Below are 5,255 nucleotides of genomic sequence, written 5' to 3' on the forward strand. Positions count from 1 at the left end.
CACCAAATCTGTTATCTTTCAAAACCAGCTGAAATTTCTGTCCGGTTCACAAGCGGAAGGTGTATGCCGAAACAAGTTGCTGTATGTACCCGCTTTGTTCTCCAGCCTTTCCTAAGCTCTGATTCCAGATAAATAAAGATGGGCACAAGAAGAGAATCGCAATGGTCCTGCACAGAACCAAAGAAAGAAGACAGACTCATGATGAAATCTGCCCGCTACTCCTCCCGAAAGCAAGTAACCTTTCTCAGAGCCTGCAAGCTCCGTTATCGAACAGTTTACCGCTTCCTTTTCCATACTGATAAGCAGACACACCTTATCCCCTGTTTCCTCTAGGATCATTCGCCTCTTTGTAGAAAGCACAACTCCCATCAAAATATAAATTCGATTGCTTAAAAATAATTGAAAAAATTCTTCTCCACTGAAGCAATAATGGATTATAATAGATTAGAGAGATAGATTAAGACAGTAACTTGGTCTTCTTAATCCACTTTATCTACTTGCTTATACTAATTATTCAGCTTACCCATGCGGGGAAGCCTTTCTATTTAATGAAGCCCTCTCTGATCGAGGCTCAAAACCATAGCTTATTTGGCTTGGTTTAACTTGTCCTCGATCGAAGGGCTTTTTTTGTCGTTCTTTTATTCAATCACTCATTATCCATTCCAGAAAGGTCGTGAACCATGTACACAGCAAAAGAAATGTGCAACAGCCTGCAGAGTGCACCGAGCACCCTGCGCAACTACGCAAAAGTTTTTGAGGAAGCAGGACATGTTTACCAACGAGATGAAAGAGCTAACCGTGTATATACCGATGATGATTACCGGCTGCTTTCCACCTTAATAACGGCGCGGCAGAACTATCCAAAGGAATCCACCCGTGCATTGGTCGACAAAATTGTCGACACCCGCTTTGTGAGCACCTCAGAGGCAGAGAGCCATGACCGTCCGACGTTCCCATTTCCCTACTTCAACGTCCGTTTCGATCAGCTGCTTGCGGAGAATCAAAATCTTCGGCTTCAGTTATCCAAACAGGAAAAATGGATGATCCAGACACAGAAAGAGGTCGGGGATATGAAGCATATTTTGCAGCAATTAGAAACTAAACTACTGCCAAAAGAGAAAGGGGCAACTCAGAAATTGCTGGACAGATTCATGCCCAATTAAATGGTGCAAGGGGAGGCTATATAGTCACACCTCAAAACCGGCGGATGAAATGCACCGCAAACCGTTGGCCGCCAAAGGATTTTAACAATCACAGGTGTACGAATCAGCACACTCAGTCATTCGTACACCCAATTCATACACCGTCCAAGCGCCATAGCGCCTAACTTTACAGGAGGAATTCATATGACTAACAGCTATACCCCTTACCCAAGACAGAACCCAGTTCTTGAATACCTTTACTTCAGCCGGGGATCCGATATCACCCAAATCACTCAGGCGGTTGACGGCACTGAAACTGCCCTAGAGAAAAGAAAAACGAATCTCTATGCCATACTGAAACGATTAGAAGAGAGAAAGTTGGTCCAGCATAAAAAATGCATGGCCAATCGTTGGAAAAAAGAACGGCGAATCTATTTCCTGACACCGGCAGGTTTGAATGAGTTCTATCGATTAAAGAAGATTTCCAAAGGCCAACGGTGGACTTCCTATTTCAAACCGTTGCCGCATCTCGAATACAGCCTATACCGGACTCATTTCCAGAACATCGAGCATCACTTGATGACCACGGACATCCTGACCATGCTTTTGACTATCGCAAGACACGATTCCCTGGTCGATGTTGCTACGAATCTGATGATTGCGACACCGATTGTAAAACCCGATTTGGGTTTCCGGGCGAAGGAAAAGGATTACTTTGTTGAAATCGATACCGGCAGCGAACGCAAAAAAGCACTTCAGATAAAGTTTGAACGATATCATAACTATTTCGAACAGCTGCAAAAGAGCGGAAAACCTTTGCCGGAAGCCATCTTTTTTGTCATTCCAAGTTTGGATGCTGCACCGACAAAACAACAACTCCAACGGATTGAAAGCATTCAAAGCGCTTTTCTATCCAAATGCATGGCTTTTGCAGAACAGGTGAATTTGGTCATTACTTCAATTGCAGATTTTAATCATACTTATCGGATTTATGTAAATGACATAGAAAGAAACGATATAAAATTTTTCTACGCTAAAAATAAACAATACGGTTTTCAAAAAGAAAGCGACTCATTGCTTGTAAATATCGGAAACTTTAATCAGCGTACTGTAATTCAGTATGCTATTTCCATCCGACTTCATCAAACAAAAACTTGGATTTACTTGAAAAATCGACTGAGAAAGTACGGAAACAATCCTAACGAATTGCTTTCATTTCCAACACGTCAAATAGAAGTTTGTCATAAGAAAGATTTTCATGTTATTATACCGCCTATAAAAGAACTAGCGGTTGATGACTTATTAACGATGAACTTTCACGAAAGTCCCTAGTCTAAAAGAAAAAACTAAACAAACGAAGGAGCATTCACTTGTCTTATCTCAATGCATGACTCTTTCGTTTATTTCTTATCCTTAAATATGGCCTCTAATGATTTTCCCTTAATGAAACAATCTTTTTGAAAGTATCGCTATCTGGTTACTTTTTATAGCGTTCAAAAACCAATTTTAACGTCGATGTCAGCGATTCCGGTGTGACCCCCAGCAAATCCCCCATCTCATCAAATGACTTGCCCTGCACCTTGTAGAGATCGTAAATATAGGCCAGTCGCACCTCTTCGGTCTTGAAGGCTTTCGGCAAAAGCGCCGAAAGACCGGAATAGATGTCCTTCATGTTATTGCGCACATAATCCGCCCCGTATTTCTTGTCGGACGACACCAGGTAATCATGGTCCCGGAAAAGGGCACGCTCCATCGCCTGGACAATCACGGCCACTTCCATTGGATCTTCAAAGACCAATCGCCAATAGACCTCCTGTGTGGTGACGAAATTCATTTCCACCCGGTCCCCTAAGTCACGGAAATGCCTGCTTTGCAGCCGCTCTATCTCCCGCATCCGGAACCCCGCCATCGCAAACAGGAAATAAAGTTTCGCATTCAACGCAAGGCTGGGATGCTGCAACACCTGCTTCTTACTATCCTGAAATTCCGCATACAACAGCTGCGCTACCGGCTTTTCAATCACCAGCTCGTATTCGAATTTCGGCATGAAATCAACCGGCACCTTCCCCACCTTCCAGAGATAATGGAAATACTGACGGATATGATACAATTTCCGTTTGATCGTGCTCGCTTTCAGCCCTTTCGCCTTTTCTTGATCCAGGAACGCCCGCACATCGGCAGGCCGGATCTCATGTGGTTCCAACTGCTTGTCATTCCGCTGGTTGACATAGCCGACAAACGACTTCAGTAGCTCCACTTCCGTCACCAGCGTCACAGGAGAAATGCCCGCTTTTAACCGGTACTCCCTATAATTCTCCAGCATCTGCTTCCCCTGCCTTTCTTTTTATTCAGTTTATCAGGAAAAAAGAAAATCCCCAAAATTCAAATCCTTACTCCAATAACCAATCCAAAACCAGAGGAAAAATAGAGGACGTATACAGATATGTATTGGCAGACTGGACAATTAAGAGGAATTGAATTTTTTTCCAGTTAATGGCCGATTTTCCGGAAAACGCGTCAGCAGCTCCAGCTGATAGTTGAGCTCCCAAAGCGCACTGTCGTTCTCACGGGATCCGCTCATCAGGGCGACGGCTTCGTAGTACAAGGCACGGTGTTGCTGGTTGAATTCGAGGGCACACTGAAGAAGCACAGCCACGGACGTCAATCCAGTCTGCGCGCTGCGGCCTTTCCCTTTTCGTTTGATGAGGATTTTGTTCGACTGGCGGACAAGTTCGTTGAACGTGCTGCGCGGAATGCCGATGGCTTCGCACAACGCGCTCTGCGTCGTCCACTTGATGGGTTGGATGGTGCTCGTTTCTTGTTGGATATACGCCAGCAGATCTTCTTCCCATTCGTTGTAATGGCTGCGGACGCGGTCTTTCCGTTCCTTCTTGAACTTGTGCCATCCACCCACGTGGTTAGTAATGGGCACTTCCTTGCCCGGCAGCCACGCCTCCAGGAGTTCCTGGATATAGTTCTGGTGGGCGCCTTTGAAACGGCCCTTATAGGCGCTCCTGACGATTTTCTGGACTTCGCTGTGGCGGACCGGTGCTTCCAGGGCGGAATTATATTCATCGAGCAAGTCCAGGGTCTCCCCCTGCCCCTTACCGGCGCTGTAGCAGGCCAGCGCCAGCGTGTACATCAGGTTGTCGCGTCCGATCTGCCCTTCGCTGCCTTTGACATGGCGCGTTGCCAACAGTTCCTGGAACCACTCGGTCTGTGTCGGATCGAGTGCCTGCCCTTTCGCTTCCACGACAAATAGCCCGCGGTTCTGGTCATCATCCTGCCGCTTGGACCAGGCGATGAGGTCATGCAGCGGAAAGACCATCTTTTCAGAGAACCAGCGGACATTCTGTTCGTTCGGCATGCGGAAAAAGCCGAAGTCGTTGCAGGACAGATCGACGCCCTGCAGGACCTTGGCCAGGCTGCGGCGGATGTTTTCCGAAATGCGTTTGGCCACCTTCAGGCCGCGGAAATCGTTTTGATTGCTGATGAACAGCGGCGTCTCCAACACAAAATAGACCTGGAAGCCTTTCGGCGTCTCCAGGACCATCGTTGGCACCCCGACGCTGTGGTCGAGAGCAGCGGTCAGGATTTCCGTATACGGCTGTTTTTTCGAGTCGATGTCGACAACGAACGTATTGATCTGCTGCAGGTTCTGTTCCGTATGTCCCTTGAGATGCCGTCTTTCATTGTCAGAGTACCATAAGTAGTTGTGTACATTGGGGGTCCAGTGAGAAAGTTCAGAAAAATCCTCCAAGAGGGTTTCTTTGGATGTAATCACATAACCCCTGACACCTAACGGTGTAGACAGATCTTCCTTGGAACGTGTCACACAAATGGCACCTTTTTTATACCCTGAGGCTTTCTTTAGAGTCTTCGTAAGTTGAGGAAGGGAAGCAGAGGAACCGATCTTTTTATAAGTATTTAAGCCTTCATGCAGCACTGTATCAATGACTACGTAAATCTCATTCATGATTCCCTGCCCCTTTCTAATTCGCAACTACAAAGCAATTGCCTAGTTAGTTTCAAATTATAGAAGAGCCAAAACCCTTATACAATAGGGTTTTACAGGGTATTGTGAAACTGTAGATTAGTCTACAAATCTACAAA

General features: G+C 45.9%; 4 protein-coding genes. 2 read left to right on the forward strand and 2 right to left on the reverse strand.

Annotation, left to right across the window (positions count from 1 at the left end; translation table 11 throughout):
* The first annotated feature begins 680 nt into the window (after nucleotides 1-680).
* Both KW93_RS04350 and KW93_RS04355 read left to right on the forward strand, forming a co-directional pair.
* A complete protein-coding gene (locus KW93_RS04350; RefSeq protein ID WP_033541752.1) occupies nucleotides 681-1,163 on the forward strand; it encodes a hypothetical protein in 483 nt (160 codons plus the stop codon).
* Between the two features lie 183 nt (nucleotides 1,164-1,346).
* Nucleotides 1,347-2,474, forward strand: coding sequence for a replication-relaxation family protein (locus KW93_RS04355; RefSeq protein ID WP_033541753.1), 1,128 nt, complete (start codon nucleotides 1,347-1,349; stop codon nucleotides 2,472-2,474).
* A 145-nt stretch (nucleotides 2,475-2,619) separates the two neighbouring features.
* Here the strand turns inward: KW93_RS04355 and KW93_RS04360 are convergent, their stop codons facing one another.
* Both KW93_RS04360 and KW93_RS04365 read right to left on the reverse strand, forming a co-directional pair.
* Nucleotides 2,620-3,465 carry a site-specific integrase gene (locus KW93_RS04360; RefSeq protein WP_033541754.1) on the reverse strand — a complete coding sequence of 282 codons (846 nt, stop codon included), beginning with the start codon at nucleotides 3,463-3,465 and terminating at the stop codon, nucleotides 2,620-2,622.
* A 141-nt stretch (nucleotides 3,466-3,606) separates the two neighbouring features.
* The gene (locus KW93_RS04365) at nucleotides 3,607-5,118 is read right to left on the reverse strand and encodes a primase C-terminal domain-containing protein (RefSeq protein ID WP_052131465.1); all 1,512 of its coding nucleotides are present in this window, start codon (nucleotides 5,116-5,118) and stop codon (nucleotides 3,607-3,609) included.
* Nucleotides 5,119-5,255 lie beyond the last annotated feature (137 nt).

The organism is Planococcus sp. CAU13 (assembly GCF_000775575.1).
Taxonomy (GTDB): Bacteria; Bacillota; Bacilli; order Bacillales_A; family Planococcaceae; genus Planococcus.

Coding starts and splice junctions, on each gene's coding strand:
- KW93_RS04350 (WP_033541752.1), top strand. CDS start 681: ATGTACACAGCAAAAGAAATGTGCAACAGCCTGCAGAGTGCACCGAGC.
- KW93_RS04355 (WP_033541753.1), top strand. CDS start 1,347: ATGACTAACAGCTATACCCCTTACCCAAGACAGAACCCAGTTCTTGAA.
- KW93_RS04360 (WP_033541754.1), bottom strand. CDS start 3,465: ATGCTGGAGAATTATAGGGAGTACCGGTTAAAAGCGGGCATTTCTCCT.
- KW93_RS04365 (WP_052131465.1), bottom strand. CDS start 5,118: ATGAATGAGATTTACGTAGTCATTGATACAGTGCTGCATGAAGGCTTA.